The following is an 18,371-nucleotide window of genomic DNA, read 5'->3' on the forward strand; positions in this document are numbered from 1 at the left end:
AGTCAGCTTCAAAGTAATTTGCGGTTAGGCTTTATCCACTGCAAGTTTTGAAGATTTCATGTTTGACGGGTCCTGTTCAGCTTCTTCAGGAACTGGCATTTGGTTAGAAGTACGAAGTGGAAGCTCCTTCAGGAAGAAGACAAGCACGAAAGCTACAACAAGCACAATGGTCCCGGTTAAGAACACGGATGACAATGTCTGTCCTAAAGCGTCACGGATACCCTCAATCATTTGTAAGAAGATAGGCTGTACATCGGTTGGCAGACTAGCTTGAGTCTGTTCAAGCAATGGTTTGTTCATTAATGCCTGTGGATTAGCGAAGGAGAGCATTTGCTCAGCAAGTTTTGGATCTATCTGTGTGAAATCCGGTGCTGATGACGATTGCAGAGCTTCCTTCAAGTTTTTGGTAAGACTATTTGACATAACGGTACCCATGACTGCGATACCGATCGTACCGCCTAAATTACGGAATAATTGTGAGGAGGCCGTTACTACACCCAGTTCTGTGTGTGAAACCGCATTTTGAGTAGCTAGTGAGAATACTGGCATTCCCAATCCTAACCCAAGACCAAACACAATCATACTTAGGACAGCCATCGGTACATTATTCATAAATACCATAATTGTCATACCAGCAATCATAATGGGTATTCCAATTAATGCGTAACGTTTATACTTCCCTTTTTTCGCCATCTTTTGTCCGGTAAGGGCACTGGCTACAACCATAACGATCGACATTGGCATAGTAACATACCCTGCATATGTCGCGGAGATCCCCAGAACACCTTGTACGAAGAAGGAAAGATAGATCATAGCTCCCATCATACCGAAGTTCATAATAAAACCAATAATATTAGATATGGTAACTACGCTATTCTTAAATAGATGAAGCGGAAGAATTGGATTTTTAGCTTTGGATTCGACCAAAATAAAGAGAAGTGCCGAAACGACCGTTCCCGCCAACAGGCCGAGAATTTGCGAAGAACCCCAATCATATTCTGTACCTGCCCAGGTGAAGGCAAGCAGTAGAGGCACGATGGTAGTTGTCATTAGCAAGGAACCTAAATAGTCTATGCTTGTTGACTCCCCGCGTTTGCCTTTAGGAAATAAGGTAAGAATCATCACGAAGGCTACTACACCAAGCGGTAGGAAGATCCAGAACAGCCAATGCCAATCCATATTGTCAATCAAAAAGCCTCCAAGCGTTGGTCCAAGCACACTGGAGAAGCCGAATACTGCCATCATCAACCCCATCCATTTACCACGTTCACGCGGAGGGAATAAGTCACCTACGGCAGTAAATGCGGTGGATTGAATAATACCTGCACCTACCCCTTGAATCCCACGGTAAATGATAAATTGATAAACATCGGAAGATGTACCTGTCAGAAAAGCCCCAACCATAAATAAGAGAATACCTGCTAATAGAAAGGGTTTACGTCCGAACATATCAGATAACTTACCGACAAGAACGGTTGCTATTGTTGATGTTAATAAGTAAATGTTAATAGTCCAAGTATAGTAATCCATGCCATCAAGAATTGCGATTATACGCGGCATAGCAGTACTTGTAATTGTCTGATTAATCGCTGCGAACAGCATTGCAGCCATTATTGCTATCATAATACTAAGTTTTCGTTTGCTGGATAAATGTTCCATTTGATTGTTTCCCCGCCACTTTTTAAATTTTATCTCTTGTCTAAATCAGAAATTATTACTGCGAAAATTCTTCTTAAATGCTCAATATCCTCATCGGGCAGTATCTTAAAGTAAGATTCCATAAGTTCTTGATGGCGTTCCTGCACCTCTTTAATCGTTGCTTCTCCTTTCTGCGTAATGGTGATGTGTACAACCCTTCGATCATCTTTGGCGCGTTCCTTATTTACGTAATCTTCAGCGATTAATTGGTCTGTTACGCCTGTAATTGCTGCTGAGGTAATACCCAGAGCTGCAGCAATCTGTGATACGTTTTGTGGACCGTTCTTAGATAAAGTCCTGAGGGTTTTGAACTGTGTAATATTTAAGGGGTAGTCTTGTTTGTTCCAATCTTGGGAGATTCCTTTTAAAAAGGATTTGAACATAGTAGAAATCTGAAGAAAATCTTCATTATTAGCCAAATCACGCCTCCTAAAGTTATGAAATAGGGCGGAATAAGTAATTCCATTAAATTTTAGATAACAACTAAATGATTAACTACTTAATTATTAAAGCGTGAAACAATATATCATCCTTTTTTATATCTCGTCAAGAAAAGGTTTGTTTTTTTCGAATGAAATAGAGTGTTGTTGTTGAAGTTCGTTCCTGAGCTAATGAATTATTTGTTATACTGTGTATAGTTATCTTTATTATTATTTCATTAAAAAGGAGCATTTATTTGAATCTAGCAACTCCTGTAACACCTATTCAACTTATGCAAGTACTTCTAAACGTTTCTGTGATTCGCCCTGTTTTTATCTGGGGGGCGCCTGGTATTGGGAAATCTTCGCTAGTAGAAGCTTTTGCTGATCAGGTGGGTCTTCCTTGTGTGTCACTATTAGGTTCTCAATTAGCACCTGAAGACATCATTGGAGTCCCGCAAATCGTTAACGGTAAGAGCCAATTCTGTCCTCCAAAAATGATTGCTCGGGATGAACCATATTGTTTGTTCCTAGACGAGCTTAATGCCTGTTCTCAAGAGGTGCAAAAAGCTTTTTATAGTCTCATCCACGAACGCCGCATCGGCGATTATCACCTACCTGAGGGCTCTATAGTAATAGGAGCTGGTAACCGTGCACAAGATAGTGCAATTGTTAAACCTATGTCCTCCGCGCTTATCAATCGGATGTTCCATATACAGTTAAATGTATCGTTTCAGAATTGGATCTCTTGGGCATATGAGCATAGCATTCATCCTATGGTTATTGAATATCTGGAATTGCGTCCCGATCATTTGTGGAGTGCACCTCCAAAGACTGAAGAGCCTTTCTCCACGCCACGCTCTTGGCATATGCTTAGTGATGCACTACATGAGTTTGGCGATGATGTAAATGTGGATACCGTGGGGATTTTAGCGAATGGCTCACTGACACCTTCTCACGCCACACAATTCAGGGCTTTTTATAAAAATCTAACTGGAAAATATGAACTTAATCAAATTATAGATGGTAAATCCTCATTTCCAACGGCTCCAGAAGATCGGGATCTCCTGTATTTTCTGGCGCAATCCTTGCGTGCCCAGATTATCAAAGAACTCCCTCCGATTAAAGATAACGTACGAGATGGACATCGCCAATTTGCACATACGGTTAAAAAGCTGATTAAAGACCTGTCCGTCATTAGCTTTGAAATTGCACAGCTAGTAGTTGCTAAGCAGGAGCAAAGTGATAATATTCCAGATTGGTTAATGGTTGAAATTGTACGTGATTTACCACGTCTTGCAATAAAAGAGCGGGGGTAAATATGGCTAAAAAAACAACTCCAGATAATCCCGCTTTGAAAAATTTTAACGAAGCATGTTCGTTAATCGCGGATCATCCTATTTTTGCGCCGTTATCTGTTCGAGCTTCGATTATTCATAATGAAAATAGTCCCTATCCTGAAGACGGCTGGGCAATTGTCACTAATAACGGTTATATTTACACTCATCCTAAACGGCGTGGCGAGGTTGCTGAATGGATGTACGTTTTGGCACATTGTTTTCTTCATTTAGGTCTTGGACATTTAAAGATTAAAGAGAATCAAGTGGCGTGGAACGTTGCATGTGATGTGTACATAGCAAAGTTTTTAAATGACTTGAAGTTTGGGAAAATACCCGCAGATATGGAGTCGCGAATTGATCTTACAATTAAAGATGAACAACAGCTTTACGAGCAGTTTATGATAAAAGGAATTCCGGACAACTCCAGATATTTTGGGACTGCGGGTGTTTCAAAACTGGATATGAATGTTAGAGATGCCACCAAAAGATACTGGGGAAAAGCACCGGATTGGGAAGCCTATTTTGCTTATGGGTTATCTAATGCTGTGACGAATGCAGTAAGTGTTGCTGGAGGACATGCTAATACTATTAGTGACCCTGCACTTTCTTTAACAGCTCCACAACGGGCAAAACGATGGTTTATGGACAGATATCCTTTATTAGGAGCGCTTGCCGCCGGCTTTGAGATTATAGAAGATCCAGCGATATGTCGGCGATTAGATATTTCCATAGCTGCCATTGACGTTATTGATCGCAAAATATTCATGAACCCTGCAGCTGGACTAAACGATGAGGAGTGTATTTTCGTGATGGCGCATGAGCTTCTGCATGCGGGGCTTCAGCATCACGAGCGATGTCTTGGTCGAGATCATTATCTTTGGAATGTGGCTTGTGACTACGTTATAAATTTATGGCTAGTGGAAATGAGTGTAGGGGAGTATCCGCGAATTGGACTCTTATTAGATCCTGAGCTTAAAGGTTTATCTGCTGAAACGATTTATGATCGTATGGTCGGAGATATCCGCACTTATAAGAAACTGGCAACCTTGAGAGGGAATGGACTTGGTGACATTTTAGATAACGGTTCATCAAGTTTTTGGGATGCGAGAGAAGGACAAACGTTAGATGATTTCTGTAAAAATGCTATGCAACAGGGACTTATGTATCATGAAGAGCAAAGTCGCGGTCTTTTGCCATCAGGCCTAGTTGAAGAGATTAGAGCGCTGGGCCAGCCACCTATTAAATGGGATGTAGAGCTTGCACGGTGGTTTGATCATTATTTTTCACCGCTTGAGAAGACCAGATCTTATTCACGAATTAGCAGACGTCAATCTTCTACGCCTGATATCCCTCGACCACAGTGGGTTCATAGCGGTGCTGCAGATGATGGCCGTACTTTTGGAGTTATTTTAGATACCTCAGGCTCAATGGATAAAAAACTTCTGGCCAAAGCATTAGGGGCTATTTCAAGTTATGCGCAGGCTCGTGATGTTCCTTTTGCACGGATTATCTTTTGTGATGCTTGTCCTTATGATGCAGGTTACATGCCCCCCGAGGCTATCGCGGATCGGGTACAAGTGAAGGGAAGAGGGGGAACGATCTTACAACCAGCTATTGATTTGATTCAACAAGCTGAGGATTTCCCGAAAAAAGGACCGCTTCTAATTATTACAGATGGTTATTGTGACAAGCTGATCCTTAAAAGAGACCATGCTTATATTTTGCCCAAGGGTAATGACTTGCCTTTCTCACCCAAAGGACCTGTATTCAGAATTAATTAGGGCTTAGAATAAATTTAGAGCGAGGTAACAATGGATATGAATCCCCCCAAACATATTCTTTCAGCAGCTACAGTTGTATTCAATGATCAAGAAGAAATCTTATTAATAAAAGGTCCACGTAGAGGCTGGGAGATGCCAGGCGGACAGGTTGAAGAGGAGGAGTCCCTTATAGAAGCAGCAATCAGGGAAGCCAAAGAAGAATCGGGCATTGATATAGAGATTAATAAGTTCTGCGGAGTTTTTCAAAATGTTGATCGATCTATTTGTACTAACCTATTTCTAGGGAATGCCATCGGCGGCGAACCTGCTACTAGTTCCGAGAGCTTAGAAGTTGGGTTTTTCTCGATAGAACAAGCATTAGAAATGGTCACATGGAAAAACCTCAGACTGCGGCTGGAGTATTGTCTAAATGATGAGGTACAGCCTTTTTACGTAGAGTTACGGGGTACAGAAGTTGAAGAAATTATATTTAAATTAGAAAACCAGCAAACTTTTTAGAGGTCCTCCTGCGTCCTAGCTAATGAGTGTCATCGGAAGGCACTTATAAATAGAGATGGAGGATGACGAGATATGAACAAAAGAACAAAAAATCTATTTAAAATGAGTGCAGTGGGATGTGTAGCCATTATGGGAGTGAGTGCAGCTTCTTTACCGGTTCATGCTATGGTTTCCACACAAGTAACAGCTAATGTTTCTGCGGCTTTACCGTCCAAGATACCAGCCCTTGCTGGCATTAAAGTACAAGAAAAAGTACTTAACACAACAAGTAAATACCTGATTGCAGATTTAAAAGTACCTCAGCTAACAGGAATGCTGGATACTCATTATCAAGATGAACTGAACGATATTATCCTCTCTCATGCTGAAAAGGATCTGGCACAGTGGGAGAAAGACGCTGCAGAAATGGGCAAAAAAGCACAGGCTGATCAAATGGAATTTCATCCTTATACTCTTTACATTACTTATGATCTGAAATCAGATGGAACAGGTTCTCCAGCAGGCGTTATCTCCTTGACTGTTACTACTGAAGGTTCTGAAGGTGGAACAAGCATGCCGCGGATCGATACTTATAATGTGAAAAATATAGCTGAGGCAGAACCTGTTACACTAACGGATCTACTGGGCGCTAACTACAAAGAGAAGCTCGATGCAGACATTCTGGCAGAAATTAAAAAGGATTCAGATAAGTATTTCTTAGAAGAGTACACAGGAACTTCAACTGAGCAGTCGTTCTATATCGATAAAGGTAACTTAGTAATCGTATTCCCTAAATACAGCATTGCGCCAGGTTATGTAGGTTCACCAGAGTTTCGGTTCAGCTTAAATCATAGTTCAACGGATACAACTAAGCTAGATTTGAAAAAAGTAGCTACTTTCACGAATAAGAAAGGCGTGCGCATGGTATCGCTTCGTGATGTGGCCAGTCAACTAAACTATGAATTGAAATGGAATCAGTCTACCAAAACCGCTGAATTGATGAAAGGTGCACAGTGGACAAGTGTTACGCTTAACAAAGATTCTTACTTCTTCGCAAAAACGACTCCTAAAGCTTTAGGTGCTGCCCCTGTTCTGCAAGATAACAAAACCTATGTACCTGTTCAATTCGTATCAGAAATTCTACAGGTTGAAGTTCAGAAATAACCTTTTAGAAGTTTGTGAAAGTAGTTAGATTTTTTAAAAACATCCCGCAGGGTAATTCTTGCGCGGGTGTTTTTTTTACTTTTGATAACAGAATAACCAGTTAAAAGAACTTTTTGTGCTACTCCTGCGTCCTGACTATGAACAACAAATTAAGGGTAAGGACTGAAACAGAATGAATGACAACAAGCGTTATATGCCTGGAATTGATGGACTAAGAGCTTTTTCTGTACTCGCTGTCATAGCCTATCATTTGAATTTGAAATGGGCTGGGGGTGGACTGCTGGGAGTGGGAATCTTTTTTGTGATCTCGGGTTATCTCATCACAGACCAAATCATTAACCAATGGGAGCGTCATCGAAGATTGGACCTTCTGGACTTTTGGATACGTAGAGCACGGAGGTTGCTGCCGGCGACGATAGTCATGCTGATCGTTGTCACCTTATGGCTCTTAATCATAGACCCCACGAGATTAAATGGGCTGACAGGAGATTTCATGTCATCACTATTTTACGTTAATAACTGGTGGTTAATATTTCATGATGTTTCGTACTTCGAAAGCTTTGGTCCTCCTTCACCGATCGGACATTTATGGTCACTTTCTATTGAAGAACAGTTTTATATTCTATGGCCGCTGCTGCTCGTATTAGGACTAAAGATCATACCTCGTCGAGGTAAACTTATTGCCTGGATTCTGGCTTGTGCTGCTGTCTCAGCTTTAGCCATGGCTATGTTCTATGTACCGGGCACAGATCCAAGCAGGGTCTATTATGGAACAGATACTCGCATATTTGCACTTCTAGTTGGAGCGGCGCTTGCCGTTGCATGGCCTAGTCAGAAACTTAAAAATACAGTCACAGAAAGATCTCGTTATATGTTTGATATCATTGGTGCTCTGGGACTGCTGGTATTAATGGTGCTAGTTTACCGGATTAACGAATTTGATGAATCACTATATCGTGGTGGATTTTTGATCATCTCTATCATTACTGCAGTAGTGATTGCCGTGCTTGCTCATCCTGCCAGTTCTCTTGGCCGGAAAATGGGCTGCAAACCTTTGCGATGGATAGGTGTACGTTCATATAGCTTATACCTTTGGCATTATCCCGTAATTATTCTTACCAGCCCTAATGGGAATCCAGATGAGAGCGGCGTACTTCGTATTATCCTTCAGTTAGCAGGAAGTTTTCTACTGGCAGCCTTATCATACAAATATGTGGAGGAGCCGCTCCGTCGGAGATCATTAAGAGATATTTGGAACAATTGGAGTGCAAAGCAACGCCGCAGCTACCGCCCAGTCTTTCTTATGACCATGATCTTTTTGGTTCTTATTCCGATTGCCTGCAATGGATATTTATCCAATGCTGAATCTGACACGCCTACAATCGAAGTTGCAGATAAGCAGAATGTACAGCAAGAGGGAACAGCGCAAGATCCAATAGCTCACAACTCATTGGCACCACCCGTAGAAAAAGATACGACTGATGATGAAAAGCAAAAACCTGACACTGAAGAGAAACAAGTTGAACCAGAAGGAAACATTGCGGTAACCGGGAAAAATCAAACCGGAAAGAATATTACGGCCATTGGTGATTCTGTCATTTTGGATGCAGCACCATTTTTGGTAGAAAGTCTCCCTGGTATTGTCATCGATGGAAAGGTCGGCAGACAGATGCTGCAGGCACAGGAGGTGGTTGATCAGCTTAGAGCACAAGGGCGGTTAGGGAAGCGGATGATCATTGAGCTGGGGACGAATGGAGCTTTTAACTCCAAGCAATTACGTAAACTACTAAATTCGTTAAGCGATGCGGAGCAGATTATTTTGGTCAATACACGTGTGCCGAGAAAGTGGGAGCAGACTGTGAATTCCACCCTTTCAAAAGTTTCCAGTGAATTCAGGAATACGACCATAGTAGACTGGTACTCAGCTAGTGAAGGAAAAGACGACTACTTCTACAAAGATGGTGTTCATTTGAAACGTGAGGGTGCCAAGTATTATGCATCAATTCTAATTAAAGCTTTGGAAAAAGAAAATAAATAATTTATTTGGAATCTCCAAACTTTTTTATACTCACCAAACGTCTTACTCCTGTTACAACACCAGATCACAAACAGAGAAGGATAATCGACCATGTTGAATAGGAAAACCGAGAAAATATTGACGCGATGTATCAAAGAAAACAAAGAAAATGTATACCGGCTTGCTTACAGTTATGTGAAAAACAAAGAGGATGCCCTCGACATTGTGCAGGATTCTATTTATAAAGCGATGACACGAATGGATTTGCTAAAGGATCACGATGCCGTGAAAAGTTGGTTTTACAGGATTGTCGTGAATACTTCTTTAGACTTTTTGCGCAGAAACAAGAAGGTTCAGACGATGGAGCCAGAGATAATAGAAACCTATAGTCCGGCTGTTGAGGATAACTATACAGATATGGATTTGAAAAGAACACTGGAAGAGCTGCCGGCGAAATACCGAAGTGTGATCGTGCTTAGATATTTTGAGGATATGAAGATTAATGAAGTGGCTGAAGTTCTTAATGAGAACACCAATACAATAAAGACAAGGCTGTATCAGGCCCTTCAGTTATTGCGAGTGAAGCTGAATGATGAAGCCTTAAAGGAGATAAAGTAAGATGGACGAAAGAATACAAGAATTACATAAAGAGTATACCGATATTCCCATTCCGGATGAACTTGATTTGATTGTAAACCGCTCTATAAAGCAGTCACTTAAAGCCAATAGAAAAAAACACACAACAACTAAGTGGGTGGCTAGTGTTGGCGCGGCCGCAGTTATTTTTCTAGTAGCCATAAACACCAGTACAACCGTAGCTAGTGCATTATCTTCCATCCCAGGCGTTGATCGGATAATAAAAGTGCTAACTATTAAAGAATACGTTGTAGAAGAAGAGAACTACGATGCTAATATCAAAGTTCCAGCCGTAACGGATATGGAAAACAAAGAACTGGAGCTTGGATTGAACAGCAAATATTTAAGTGAGAATAAAGCACTATACGAAAAGTTCCAAGCGGAGATCGAAGCGTTGAAGGAACAAGGTGGGGGCCATTTGGGGCTGGATGTTGGTTATGAAGTGAAAACGGATAATGAGCATATTTTCTCCATTGGCAGATATGTTGAGGAAACCGCTGGTTCATCTTCAATGGAAGTTACTTTTGATACGATAGACAAAGAAAATCAGATCCTTATTACATTACCAATGTTATTTAAAGATGATCAATACATTGAGCGCATCAGCGAAAATATTAAAGAACAGATGATTGCTCAAATGAAAGCAGACTCTGAAAAAGTTTACTGGATCCCTGAGTATGGCGATGATGTGCCAACGGATCAGTTTACATCCATTACGAAGGATCAAAGCTTTTATATCAATACCGAAGGTAAGCTTGTGATTGTGTTTAATAAATACGATGTCGCACCGGGTTATATGGGCTCCGTTGAATTTATGATACCAACCGCGGTGCTTGCTGATGATTTGGTCAGTCAGAAGTATATTCAATAAAAGAATTCTGGGAATAACGTCATCTGCGTTCCGAAACTCTGCGCAAAAGTTGATAAATGTGGAACTAGCGTCATCTGAGTCCGAAAGTTTAGCCAAAACTCTTTGTCAAAGCCTTAAACATCGTTTGATGTCATTATTTTACGGGGGACGCAGCAGCTATCGGACTCAGCTGACCCTAAACGCAGCATTATCGCACTTTTGCAATCCTAACGGACCACATCGTCGCTATTGGCACGAAAAACACTCCTCAAGCACTCTTTTCTAACGAATAGCTGCACTGGGGTCCGAAGCTCTGCGCAAAAGCTGATAAAAGCGGAAATAACGTCATCTGGGTCCGAAAGTTTAGACGTAAATAAATCGCTCTACTGCCGCAACGGTAGCATTAATATCCGGGTTAGAATTATCGATCAACGCAATATTTTCAGCCGGGAGCGGCCATGCTACCGTACGGTTGCCAAGAGAAGTGCGGAATTCATTCCAATGCTGGAACTTCCATTCATCTAGTGGTGATTGTCTGTCTTGAATTCGTTCCCGGTACAATTCCTCGTTGGCTAAACCTACCAAGACAACCTTGACTTCAACATCAAGGAGGGAACGTCCGATCCGAACTAACTCATTGCTGATCCAGTCAGGATTGGCCGCCTCTTTGGTGAAGGGACCAACCACAAAAGCATCGACGTCCAAGCCTATATTATCCAGCGCAGCATCCATAGTGATTCGATAACCTAAATCGCGGCATAACCTTTTGTACTCTGCTGAGTCTCTATCTGCCGGATCCAGTCCGTGTAAAGTCATTATGGCGTCGGCAGCAGGCCGTAGCAGAATATCCATATCGAAAAATGGTATTTTGCGCCGCGAAGCAATCGCTTTAGCTAACGTTGTTTTGCCTGCTCCAGCTGGACCAAGAAAAAATACAAGTTTATTCATTTCTAATTCTCCTTAGTTCTCAAGTCAACTCCAAAGTGTATCTATGCATACTATCATATAAAAGATGACGAGCGATCGCCAGCGCAAACCTAATCTCGGCAAGTGACGGTCCACAAAAACTAAAATTGTTCGCAAATTAGCCTGAAAAATGATAATTTTTTGCTTCTCCATTGAGTTTTTAGTTAATCCTGCTTATAATATAGCGAGAAAAATAAGAAAAAGGTGTCCATAAATGAGCATATTAAATGTTGAAGGATTAAGTCATGGCTTTGGGGATCGTGCGATTTTTAAGGATGTTTCATTCCGTCTCCTAAAAGGCGAGCATATCGGATTATTCGGCGCTAACGGCGAAGGAAAATCCACTTTTATGAATATTGTTACAGGCAAACTGCAACCTGATGAGGGTAAAGTCGAATGGTCCAAGCGGGTGCGTGTTGGCTACCTCGATCAGCATGCTGTGTTAACCAAAGGAATGACGATTCAAGACGTACTCAGAAGTGCCTTTCAATACCTGTTTGATCTGGAGCAAGAGATGAATGATATGTACGGCAGAATGGGTGACGTTTCACCTGAAGAGCTGGAAAAGCTGCTTGAAGAAGTAGGTACCATCCAAGATACACTTACAAATCAAGATTTTTACATGATTGATGCGAAAGTACAAGAAACTGCGCGTGGACTAGGGATCACTGACATTGGATTGGATCGTGATGTAGCCGATCTTAGTGGTGGTCAACGTACCAAAATCTTGCTTGCGAAGCTATTGCTTGAAAAACCAGATATTTTGCTCCTCGATGAGCCTACCAACTATCTGGATGAGCAGCATATTGAGTGGCTGAGACGTTATCTTCAAGAGTATGATAATGCCTTTATTCTGATCTCTCACGATATGCCATTCTTGAACAGCGTTATTAACCTGATCTACCATATGGAAAATCAAAAGCTGACCCGCTATGTGGGTGATTATGAGCAATTCCAACAAGTCTACGAAATGAGAAAACAACAGCTTGAATCTGCTTATAATCGTCAAAAGCAAGAAATAGCAGAGCTGAAGGATTTCGTAGCTCGTAATAAAGCCAGCGTGGCAACCCGTAATATGGCAATGTCCAGACAGAAGAAGCTCGACAAGATGGAGATCATCGAGATTGCCAAGGAGAAACCGAAACCACAGTTTAACTTTAAAGAAGGTAAAACTGCGGGCAAGATGATTTTCGAAGCAAAAGAATTGGTTATCGGCTACGATTCTCCATTGTCCAGACCGCTTAATTTGCTGATGGAGCGTGGACAGAAGATCGCGTTGGTTGGGGCAAACGGAATTGGTAAAACAACTTTGCTGCGCAGCATTTTAGGTGAAATCTCTGCATTGTCCGGTTCGGTAGAACGTGGATACCATCAGGAGATTGGCTATTTTGAGCAAGAGATGAAGGAAGGCAATTACAAGACTTGTATTGAGGAAATCTGGGACACGTTCCCGTCTCTGTCACAATTCGAAGTACGTGCTGCCCTTGCTAAATGCGGATTAACTACGAAGCATATTGAGAGTAAGATTGCTGTTCTAAGTGGTGGGGAAAAAGCCAAAGTGCGTCTATGTAAGCTCATTAATAGCGAAACCAATATTCTCGTATTAGATGAGCCGACAAACCACTTGGATATCGATGCCAAAGATGAACTGAAACGCGCTCTAAAAGCATACAAAGGAAGCATTCTTATGATTTCTCACGAACCCGATTTTTATCAGGACATCGTAACAGATATCTGGAATTGCGAAGATTGGACGACGAAAGTATTCTAAGTATACGAGTTCAATTAACGAATCTTAAACAGGATACCTTACTTCGATTCTCCGAAGGGTATCCTGTTTTTTTTATCCCGAGGCACCATCTGCATTAACTGTGACGATTAAAATTGGCATCTGAGGCAATAATTCCATCTCTCTGAGAAATCATGAACAGTAACGCAAAAACACCTCTGAGGATGGATAATGTAACTACACAAGGTTACTAGGATACCAATGATCCAGCCTGCAAGATGGGAGACACTTTCAATGCAGATGCCTTTTATAAAATCGACTGATTTATATTTCATCCGTACCTCAAGATAGGCGTAGATGATTACAAATAGCATAAATAGACCACACCAGTGGTAAAAGTATTTTGGCAGATTCCCAGATAACAAATCCGTCAAAAATTGAATGGCCGTCTTCATGATTTCCATAATTAACACAAACAATAGATCACTCCTCAAAACTTTCCGCCGGTAAGCAAACTTTAGGCTTCAAACTTCAGATTCTGCGGTTCCGTCGGAAATTCTTCTGTCCGTGCACGGGAATCAGTGACGGGAACGTCCAGGCCTACTTCTTCAAAGGTGCAGTCATCCAGCCAAATCTTTCCGGATCCGGATAGGAGAATACCTATGTTGATACAATCCGCCTCTGCCGGGATATCCAGCACACAAGCGTAAAAATTCCAGGAAGCAGTTCCTTTAATACTTCTGTACTGCATGTTGTCAAAACCCAGCATATTCTGGAGCTTGTCATCAATACGCATCCATAAGCCGCACCTGTCGCTTACTTCTTCGGTCCGGATAAAGCCGGCAAACCGCATCCGTTTCCCAAGATAATTTTTTGCGTCAAACTGCTGCATTAGAGTACCGAATTCGTTCCCTTCGAGTGGTTCAGTTTCTGCGCATTCCAGTGATACAGAGTTCCTTCCCTTATGGTAAATCTGCATATCTAATGATGCCTTATATTTGCTGGGAGATGTTCCGGTGATGAACCAACCTTTAATTTCGGACATGGTAAATTCCTCTCTTTCCTGAATCAATAGTTTTATCTGTGACCTGTATTGGGCTGGGGGGAGAGCATAAAGTCCTTTAAAAGCTCTTGTAAAAGCCTCTTGACTATCAAAACCATAAAGAAGTGCAATATCTAGAATGCGTTCTTCGGAATAGAGCAGCAGTTGGGCAGCAGAACTCAACCTGCGGGAACGAATGTATTCAGCTACACTTTTGCCGACATATTTCTGAAAGAGCCGGTGGAAATGATATTTGGAGAATCCAGCCTCTTTCGCAATTCTGTCCAGATTCAATTCTTCTTCTTCCAAATGGTTCTCAATAAATTCAATACTATTGTGAATCATCTTGTAATACAGCCTGATCACCTCCTTGTTCTGGTCTTAATATACCTCATCTATTTAAAGGGATTTTGATAATTCTTGCTTAGTTGTACTTCAGTATGTAGAAATTTGCACCTGAATCTAATACTATCAGCAGAATATATAAAAGAAGAGTATTAAAACTATAAAACACAAAAAGGCGAATTCTTACTCATAATGGAGTGAGAATCCGCCAATATCTATTTGGATGCATTCCTACATTAAACCTCAATGATGATTGGAAGGATCATTGGACGCCGTTTCGTTTTCTCGTATAGGAACTTACTTAATGATTCTTTGATGGTCTGCTTGATGATATTCCATTGGCCGAGATCAGTTTCGTTCATCTTTTTAAGGGTCGATGTTACATGCTGGTTGATCTCGTCCATTAAATTATCGGAGTTACGGACATAAACGAATCCCCTGGAAATGGTGTCCGGCTCATTTAATAGACGTCCATCGGTTTGGCTCAGTGTAATCACCGTAATCAGTATGCCGTCTGCTGACAGCTGGCGACGATCGCGAAGCACAACATTTCCAATATCACCGATCCCAAGGCCATCCACTAGAATTTGCCCAGCAGTCACTCGACCGGATTGGCGGACAACACCAGACGATGACTCGACGATGTCCCCATTTTTTAGAATAAAGATATTTTCTGGTTTGACGCCTACCGCCTCCGCTAACAAGCTGTGATGATGCAGCATGCGGTATTCACCATGGATCGGAATAAAGTATTCAGGTTTCATTAGAGTCAGCATTAGCTTAAGTTCCTCTTGGCTACCATGCCCTGAGACGTGAAGCTCACTGCGTGAACCATAGATGACTTTAGCACCCAGCATATATAAATTATCGACAATCCTTGAAACATTTCTTTCATTTCCTGGGATGGGATTGGCTGCGAGCAGAACCGTGTCCCCAGCCTGGATCTCCATCAATCGATGGCTTGAGTTCGCTAAGCGGGAGAGGGCGGCCATGGGCTCTCCTTGACTGCCTGTACATAAAACAGTTACCTGAGCCGGAGGAAGCTTAGCAGCTTCTGCAGGTTCGATCAGCATATTGTCCGGAATGTTTAAGTAACCGAGCTCTTGGGCTACTCCGACTACATTAACCATACTTCTGCCTAGTAAGGTCAATTTACGTTCAGTTAAATGAGAAGCATCAATGATCTGCTGTAGACGATGTACATTTGAGGCGAAGGTAGAAATAAAAATTCTACGTTCTGCTTTTAAAAAGGCTTCTTCTATGTGAGCGCCAACAAGCTTCTCAGAAGGGGTGAAGCCAGGGCGCTCAGCATTGGTGCTTTCTGACAGCAGGATCTTTACACCCTTTTTACCGATATCGGCCATTTTATGTATATCTGGATACTGCTTGTTGACGGGCGTCATGTCAAATTTGAAGTCTCCCGTATGAACTACGGTACCTTCAGGTGTATCGAATACTACGCCAAGGCAATCTGGAATGCTATGATTTGTATTAAAAAATGTTGTAGTAATGGCACCCAGGGTTAAAGTAGATTCTGAATCAATACAATGGAGTTTCGTTTGTCGTAAAATCCCATGTTCCCTAAGTTTATTTTCGATTAATCCTAGGGTTAAACGGGAAGCATATATCGGGATATTCAACTGTTTAAGCAGGTAAGGAATCCCACCGATATGATCCTCATGTCCATGAGTAACCACCAATGCTTGTACCTTATCAATATTATTTAATAAATACGAAACATCAGGAATAATTAGGTCAATTCCTAAAAGACTTTCATCTGGAAATTTAGAGCCGCAATCAATAACGACAATGTCATCTGCGTATTGCAGGATATACATATTTTTACCGATTTCATGAACCCCGCCTAATGCTGCAATCGAGAGCTGCTTAGCTGCCATTTTCATTGAAGCCCCTCCTAAATAAATTTCTCTATATTATGTTTGATTCCCATTATAATTATCCATTCTGAAGGCTGATACAATATAATAACTGAAGAAAGCTAATCGAAAGATAGGAGAACGTTACTCATGAATATCCGACTATTACAAATGAAAGATAATAGCTCCATTGAAAAGGTCATCAGGGACTGCCTAATTGAGTTTGGCGGGAATCGCGCGGGTCTCGTCTGGGAGGATGACAGCCTGCATCATTTATCTGATTATTATAATCATAGTGAGAATCGGGCTTATTGGGTTGTTGAAGAGGGAGGGGAAGTATTGGGAGGTTGTGGAATTGCTCCTTTCGGGAATGATGACAAGATATGTGAGTTGCAAAAAATGTATTTATCTCAGTCGATTAGAGGTAACGGGATAGCCAACGAACTTTTAAATACAGCGCTGGACTTTGCCAAGCTTCATTACAACCAATGTTATTTGGAGACACTGCAAAACATGCACGCAGCCAACCGTTTCTACACAAAAAATGGATTTGAGCTATTAGAAAAACCACTTGCTGGGTCGGAGCATTTTGCTTGTGATGCTTGGTATATTAAAAATTTAATGTAATTGATTTAAAAATGTTGGAGGCCTGGATTACCAGGCTTTTTTTGCTCTAAGATAATGATTTTTTATTTGACAATAAAACCGTCCAGACGGTATAGTAAATAACAGAGGTGATTATCGTGAACAGTAATTCAAAACGAAGTAGTATTTTATTAGCAGCTTCTATTGTTGTTAAAAATAATGGGGTGGAGAAGCTTACGCTTGAAGCCGTTGCCAAAGAAGCCGGGGTCAGTAAAGGTGGACTGCTGCACCATTTTCCGAATAAGGAAGCTTTAATAAAAAGTATGGTGGAAGAGTTAACAAGCGATTTTTTCAGTAATGTTCAAGAAAGAGTAGCGAATGCATCTAGAGAAACGGGGAAGTGGGGACGAGCGTTTGTTCAGGCGATTGACGACGATCTTAAGGAAGAGCAGGAGATTAGCACAGCGCTTTCGGCTGCTCTTTTTACGAATCCGGATATCCTTAAGAAATTTCAAGATCAATACTCAGTATGGCAAAACAATATAGAGAACGATGGAATAGATCCTGTACGTTCAACGATTGTCAGGCTGGCAGCGGACGGTTTATGGTATTCAGAAATGTTCGGATTAGGAGTTTTAGATAAGGAGTTACGCAGTAAAGTGATTCAAGAATTAATAAACATGACGGAGTAAGGAGGGGCTATTGTTGAATTCATATCTGTTACTGGCAACAGCGATTATCTGCGAGGTATTTGGTAGCTCCATGCTTAAAGTTTCTAACGGGTTTAAAAAGATTTTACCTTCAATAGGAGTCGTACTCGGCATGGGTTCAGCCTTTTATTGTCTTTCTTTAGCGCTTTCAACGATTCCTCTAGGGACGGCTTATGCTATTTGGTCGGGGGTAGGTACGGCTTTAACTGCGTTAATAGGAGTAATCATTTATAAAGAAAAATTCAATCTGAAGAAATTACTCGGTCTGATTCTTATCATTGGTGGAGTAGTCATTATGAAACTTTCTGGTGGATCTCATTAGAGCTTGGAGGAAATGTTATGAACAAGAATAAGGGTTTTTGGGTACTAGGGGTAGCTATTATAAGCGAAGTAATAGGTACAACTATGCTGAAAATGTCAGAAGGGTTCACACAAATATTGCCTACTATAGGTGTTATTATTGGTTTTATAATCGCATTTTATAGTTTGTCTATAAGTCTCAGAGTTTTACCTTTAAGCTTAGCTTATGCGATTTGGGCAGGTGTAGGTACAGTTCTAACCGCTATCGTTGGCATAGTAATATGGGGGGATCCATTTAGTGTGCTTACACTTGCAGGCATAGTATTAATAGTTGGAGGTGTAGTTTTATTAAACTCTCCAGATTCAGCTAATGAAAAAGAACTTAAAACCACAAGCTAATCTTTATAAAAAACAAGGGCCTGAGAAATCAGGCCT

17 protein-coding genes are annotated in these 18,371 nt (G+C 41.3%); 12 read left to right on the forward strand and 5 right to left on the reverse strand.

The window, feature by feature from the left end:
- Positions 1 to 24 precede the first annotated feature (24 nt).
- Together MKZ16_RS15460 and MKZ16_RS15465 are read right to left on the reverse strand one after the other, a co-directional pair.
- A complete protein-coding gene (locus tag MKZ16_RS15460; protein WP_076099291.1) occupies positions 25 to 1,659 on the reverse strand; it encodes an MDR family MFS transporter in 1,635 nt (544 codons plus the stop codon).
- A gap of 29 nt (positions 1,660 to 1,688) precedes the next feature.
- Complete coding sequence (locus tag MKZ16_RS15465) at positions 1,689 to 2,117, reverse strand: MarR family transcriptional regulator (RefSeq protein WP_036678010.1); 429 nt, start codon at positions 2,115 to 2,117, stop codon at positions 1,689 to 1,691.
- 257 nt (positions 2,118 to 2,374) lie between these two features.
- On the opposite strand from MKZ16_RS15465, the gene MKZ16_RS15470 reads away from it, so the two are divergent.
- The 7 genes from MKZ16_RS15470 to MKZ16_RS15500 all read left to right on the forward strand — a co-directional run bounded on the left by MKZ16_RS15470 (position 2,375) and on the right by MKZ16_RS15500 (position 10,403).
- Positions 2,375 to 3,436, forward strand: a complete 1,062-nt coding sequence (locus MKZ16_RS15470; protein WP_076105644.1) for a MoxR family ATPase — start codon at positions 2,375 to 2,377, stop codon at positions 3,434 to 3,436.
- Positions 3,437 to 3,438: 2 nt separating this feature from the next.
- Positions 3,439 to 5,238, forward strand: coding sequence for a peptidase (locus tag MKZ16_RS15475; RefSeq protein ID WP_038570877.1), 1,800 nt, complete (start codon positions 3,439 to 3,441; stop codon positions 5,236 to 5,238).
- Between the two features lie 36 nt (positions 5,239 to 5,274).
- Entirely contained in the window at positions 5,275 to 5,736 is a 462-nt protein-coding gene (locus MKZ16_RS15480) for an NUDIX hydrolase (RefSeq protein ID WP_052097483.1), read from the forward strand.
- Positions 5,737 to 5,808: 72 nt separating this feature from the next.
- Entirely contained in the window at positions 5,809 to 6,879 is a 1,071-nt protein-coding gene (locus MKZ16_RS15485) for a stalk domain-containing protein (RefSeq protein WP_076105645.1), read from the forward strand.
- 172 nt (positions 6,880 to 7,051) lie between these two features.
- Positions 7,052 to 8,917, forward strand: coding sequence for an acyltransferase family protein (locus MKZ16_RS15490; RefSeq protein ID WP_076105646.1), 1,866 nt, complete (start codon positions 7,052 to 7,054; stop codon positions 8,915 to 8,917).
- Between the two features lie 90 nt (positions 8,918 to 9,007).
- Positions 9,008 to 9,514, forward strand: a complete 507-nt coding sequence (locus tag MKZ16_RS15495) for a sigma-70 family RNA polymerase sigma factor (protein ID WP_038570883.1) — start codon at positions 9,008 to 9,010, stop codon at positions 9,512 to 9,514.
- A 1-nt stretch (position 9,515) separates the two neighbouring features.
- Positions 9,516 to 10,403 carry an RsiV family protein gene (locus MKZ16_RS15500; protein WP_076105647.1) on the forward strand — a complete coding sequence of 296 codons (888 nt, stop codon included), beginning with the start codon at positions 9,516 to 9,518 and terminating at the stop codon, positions 10,401 to 10,403.
- Between the two features lie 342 nt (positions 10,404 to 10,745).
- Here MKZ16_RS15500 and MKZ16_RS15505 read toward each other — a convergent pair whose 3' ends face one another.
- Positions 10,746 to 11,330: an AAA family ATPase gene (locus MKZ16_RS15505; RefSeq protein ID WP_076105648.1), complete on the reverse strand. Its 585-nt coding sequence runs from the start codon at positions 11,328 to 11,330 to the stop codon at positions 10,746 to 10,748.
- A gap of 232 nt (positions 11,331 to 11,562) precedes the next feature.
- On the opposite strand from MKZ16_RS15505, the gene MKZ16_RS15510 reads away from it, so the two are divergent.
- Positions 11,563 to 13,119, forward strand: coding sequence for an ABC-F family ATP-binding cassette domain-containing protein (locus MKZ16_RS15510; RefSeq protein WP_036677991.1), 1,557 nt, complete (start codon positions 11,563 to 11,565; stop codon positions 13,117 to 13,119).
- Between the two features lie 475 nt (positions 13,120 to 13,594).
- On the opposite strand, the gene MKZ16_RS15515 is transcribed toward MKZ16_RS15510, so the two are convergent.
- Both MKZ16_RS15515 and MKZ16_RS15520 read right to left on the reverse strand, forming a co-directional pair.
- On the reverse strand, positions 13,595 to 14,464 hold the full coding sequence (locus MKZ16_RS15515; RefSeq protein WP_076105650.1) for a helix-turn-helix domain-containing protein: 870 nt from the start codon (positions 14,462 to 14,464) through the stop codon (positions 13,595 to 13,597).
- Positions 14,465 to 14,700: 236 nt separating this feature from the next.
- On the reverse strand, positions 14,701 to 16,362 hold the full coding sequence (locus MKZ16_RS15520) for a ribonuclease J (RefSeq protein WP_036678358.1): 1,662 nt from the start codon (positions 16,360 to 16,362) through the stop codon (positions 14,701 to 14,703).
- Positions 16,363 to 16,491: 129 nt separating this feature from the next.
- Between MKZ16_RS15520 and MKZ16_RS15525 the strand changes: the two genes are divergently transcribed.
- From MKZ16_RS15525 to MKZ16_RS15540, 4 genes are all read left to right on the forward strand, one after another.
- The gene (locus MKZ16_RS15525) at positions 16,492 to 16,968 is read left to right on the forward strand and encodes a GNAT family N-acetyltransferase (RefSeq protein ID WP_076105651.1); all 477 of its coding nucleotides are present in this window, start codon (positions 16,492 to 16,494) and stop codon (positions 16,966 to 16,968) included.
- Positions 16,969 to 17,084: 116 nt separating this feature from the next.
- Positions 17,085 to 17,618 (forward strand): TetR/AcrR family transcriptional regulator, encoded by a 534-nt coding sequence (locus MKZ16_RS15530; RefSeq protein WP_036677976.1) that lies wholly within the window; start codon positions 17,085 to 17,087, stop codon positions 17,616 to 17,618.
- 13 nt (positions 17,619 to 17,631) lie between these two features.
- Positions 17,632 to 17,958 (forward strand): multidrug efflux SMR transporter, encoded by a 327-nt coding sequence (locus tag MKZ16_RS15535; protein WP_038570894.1) that lies wholly within the window; start codon positions 17,632 to 17,634, stop codon positions 17,956 to 17,958.
- 17 nt (positions 17,959 to 17,975) lie between these two features.
- On the forward strand, positions 17,976 to 18,335 hold the full coding sequence (locus tag MKZ16_RS15540) for a multidrug efflux SMR transporter (RefSeq protein WP_076105652.1): 360 nt from the start codon (positions 17,976 to 17,978) through the stop codon (positions 18,333 to 18,335).
- Positions 18,336 to 18,371 lie beyond the last annotated feature (36 nt).

The sequence above is a fragment of the Paenibacillus sp. FSL R5-0928 genome (assembly GCF_037970385.1).
Lineage (GTDB): Bacteria > Bacillota > Bacilli > Paenibacillales > Paenibacillaceae > Paenibacillus_AQ > Paenibacillus_AQ odorifer.

Coding starts and splice junctions, on each gene's coding strand:
- MKZ16_RS15460 (WP_076099291.1), bottom strand. CDS start 1,659: ATGGAACATTTATCCAGCAAACGAAAACTTAGTATTATGATAGCAATA.
- MKZ16_RS15475 (WP_038570877.1), top strand. CDS start 3,439: ATGGCTAAAAAAACAACTCCAGATAATCCCGCTTTGAAAAATTTTAAC.
- MKZ16_RS15480 (WP_052097483.1), top strand. CDS start 5,275: ATGAATCCCCCCAAACATATTCTTTCAGCAGCTACAGTTGTATTCAAT.
- MKZ16_RS15485 (WP_076105645.1), top strand. CDS start 5,809: ATGAACAAAAGAACAAAAAATCTATTTAAAATGAGTGCAGTGGGATGT.
- MKZ16_RS15490 (WP_076105646.1), top strand. CDS start 7,052: ATGAATGACAACAAGCGTTATATGCCTGGAATTGATGGACTAAGAGCT.
- MKZ16_RS15495 (WP_038570883.1), top strand. CDS start 9,008: ATGTTGAATAGGAAAACCGAGAAAATATTGACGCGATGTATCAAAGAA.
- MKZ16_RS15500 (WP_076105647.1), top strand. CDS start 9,516: ATGGACGAAAGAATACAAGAATTACATAAAGAGTATACCGATATTCCC.
- MKZ16_RS15505 (WP_076105648.1), bottom strand. CDS start 11,330: ATGAATAAACTTGTATTTTTTCTTGGTCCAGCTGGAGCAGGCAAAACA.
- MKZ16_RS15510 (WP_036677991.1), top strand. CDS start 11,563: ATGAGCATATTAAATGTTGAAGGATTAAGTCATGGCTTTGGGGATCGT.
- MKZ16_RS15515 (WP_076105650.1), bottom strand. CDS start 14,464: ATGATTCACAATAGTATTGAATTTATTGAGAACCATTTGGAAGAAGAA.
- MKZ16_RS15520 (WP_036678358.1), bottom strand. CDS start 16,362: ATGGCAGCTAAGCAGCTCTCGATTGCAGCATTAGGCGGGGTTCATGAA.
- MKZ16_RS15525 (WP_076105651.1), top strand. CDS start 16,492: ATGAATATCCGACTATTACAAATGAAAGATAATAGCTCCATTGAAAAG.
- MKZ16_RS15540 (WP_076105652.1), top strand. CDS start 17,976: ATGAACAAGAATAAGGGTTTTTGGGTACTAGGGGTAGCTATTATAAGC.